2 protein-coding genes and 1 pseudogene are annotated in these 2,495 nt (G+C 59.4%); all 3 read right to left on the bottom strand.

Translation table 11 applies throughout. The features are described from left to right. On the bottom strand, positions 1 to 92 hold a 92-nt coding region (locus tag VF672_RS09480), incomplete at its 3' end, for a hypothetical protein (protein WP_331104008.1). A gap of 70 nt (positions 93 to 162) precedes the next feature. After that, complete coding sequence (locus tag VF672_RS09475; RefSeq protein ID WP_331104006.1) at positions 163 to 2,121, bottom strand: acyltransferase family protein; 1,959 nt, start codon at positions 2,119 to 2,121, stop codon at positions 163 to 165. A gap of 94 nt (positions 2,122 to 2,215) precedes the next feature. Continuing rightward, a pseudogene (gene rho, locus VF672_RS09470) lies at positions 2,216 to 2,495 on the bottom strand (transcription termination factor Rho); the annotation flags it as partial.

Raw genomic sequence — 2,495 nt, 5'->3', positions numbered from 1 at the left:
TCCAGAACAGGGGAAATGGGTACCTGGATGCGTTTCAACTCTCCGCGCTGCTCAAGCTGCTGCACGAAATCCCGTAGATCCTTGAATTTCATTAACCCGGCCACTCACCAAATAGATGCACATCCTACCTGCTCTGACCGCAGAGGACAGCTTGTGTCCAACTCAAATGCGCGGTGTTTCGCGCAATACCGGCAGGAACAACGGCTGCATCTTCTCGCCGCCCAGATCAGACAAGTGATCCTCGTCCTTGTACAGCGAACGGCCGTCAACTTCGGCGCGGCACAGGCCGCCCCAGCACAGCAGCGGTTTTGGATCAATCAGGTGAACGCCAGCATCCGCCGCGCTCAGGCTGGAAAAAAGCTGATTGATGAATGCCTGACGCGTATCAAGTTCCGCCGCCGGACGCCCTACCTCTGCAGCCGACCGACCGACCCTAGCCAGGCTGCTCAATCGCTCTATCGCGCCTTTGCGCTGCTGCGGCACTTCCTTGAACAACCAGACCTGGGCGCCAGCTTTGCGCAGTTCAGCGATTTGGGCTTTCAAGGCGTCAGCCAGATACGCTTCGTTTCGTGCAACGGATTCGTGCTTCAGCAACACGTTGCTCTTGTTGCCGTCCTCCAGGCCGTAGATATACAAACTCCAGCGCGCGGCCAGCGTGACGTGGGGAATTTTCTGCGCGCGGACGCGTTCGACGTTTAGCGCGTTGAAGTCGTGACAGCGTTTTGTCGTTGCAGCGCTCACCAGCGGCGGACATCCACTCATGCTGGCCAGCCAGACAGGCACGTGCGCTTGCTCGGCCGCACTTCTGACTCCCGGCCACAAGGCAGCCGCGTGGCTGTCGCCCCAGATGAGATGGGATGGCGACGCGTCCGGGCTGCCACCCGCATGACAGAGTGTGTCCAGCCCCTTTCTCTTCTTTGACCCGAGCAGAAAGCAATCCAGTTGTCCGGCGCTCCATTCCCGCGACTGCGCATATTGGAGGGCCTGGCCCGACAGGCGTTGGGGCAAGCCGTCACTGGAACGCACCGCCTGCCCCACCAGCGCTAATACCGCCAATGTCAGCAGGCCGCCAATCAGGACCGGCTTGCGTCCGGCCAGCACGCGTCGTTCGCGAAAGGGCAGCTCGACGAAGCGCCAGCTCAGCCAGGCAAGCGCGCCCGCCAGCAGGATCCAGCCGATCGCCTCCAGGTGGGAAATGCCGTCAACGGAAATCGCATTGGCGTAGACGTGAATAGGCCAATGCCACAGGTACAGCGAGTAGGAGACAAGCCCGATCGCCACCAGAGGTTTTATGCTCAGAAAACGCCCTACCCATGATTGGGGATGAGCGTTGGCCCAGATCATCGCCGTGGTGCCGAGCACTGGCAGAAGCGCCGCCCAGCCCGGGAATGAGGTGGTCTTGTCGAAGCTGAGCATTGCCAGCACCACAGCAGCAAAGCCGCCGAGGCTGATCACTTGATAAACCCAGCTCGGCAGCGGGCGTTTGGGCGCAGGCGCGATGGCCAACATCGCACCGCATAGCAGCTCCCATGCGCGCATTGGCAGCAGGAAGAACGCGGCTTCGGGTTTGTGCTTGATCGCCCAGATGTTTAGCCCGAACGACAGCACCAGCAAGCCGAGGAGCAGCCAGCGCCAATGCCGCATGTACCGCGTCGCCAGGACCATCAACAGCGGGAAGAAAATGTAGTACTGCTCTTCCACGGCCAATGACCATGTGTGGAGGAGCGGTTTGAAATCCGAGGCGGAATCGAAGTAGCCGTCCTGCCGCATGAAAAGCAGGTTGGACATGAACAACGACTGATAGCGAACTTCCCGGCCCAGTTCGGCGTAATCCTTGGGCGTCAGCAATAGCCAGCCGAACGCCAGCGTTGCCAGCACGACGACGGTAACGGCGGGAACGATCCGCCGTGCTCGACGAGCCCAGAAATCGACGAAGCTGAAGCGCCCTGTGCCGATCTCGCGCCAGATAATGGAGGTGATCAGGTAGCCGGAAATGACGAAGAAAACGTCGACGCCAACGAAGCCGCCGCTGAGTCCGAGACCGAAGTGAAACAACAGCACCGGGACAACGGCCAGGGCGCGCAGTCCATCGATATCGCGACGATTGCCAAACGTGTGCATGACGCTCCTTGTCTACGGAGAGGTCTACGGAAGAGGGCAAAAAAAATGGTGTCCGCAAGGACACCATTTTTTTACGGTCGGTTCAGCGCAGGTATTACTTGCGCTTCATCGACAGGAAGAACTCATCGTTGGTCTTGGTCTGTTTCAGCTTGTCGATCAAGAATTCGATGGCTGCCACTTCATCCATCGGATGCAGCAGCTTGCGCAGGATCCACATGCGCTGCAGCTCGTCATCGGCCGTCAGCAACTCTTCGCGGCGTGTGCCGGAACGGTTGATGTTGATGGCCGGGAAGACGCGTTTTTCCGCGATCTTGCGATCCAGAGGCAGTTCCATGTTGCCGGTGCCTTTGAATTCTTCGTAGATCACTTCGTCC

This window comes from Pseudomonas sp., from assembly GCF_036387035.1.
Classification (GTDB): Bacteria; Pseudomonadota; Gammaproteobacteria; order Pseudomonadales; family Pseudomonadaceae; genus Aquipseudomonas.
Note: the sequence above shows the minus strand (reverse complement) of the source record. Positions and strands in the feature narration are given on the sequence as shown.

Bases quoted from the DNA above. Each gene is read 5' to 3' on its own strand.
- VF672_RS09475 (WP_331104006.1), bottom strand. From the start codon at position 2,121: ATGCACACGTTTGGCAATCGTCGCGATATCGATGGACTGCGCGCCCTG.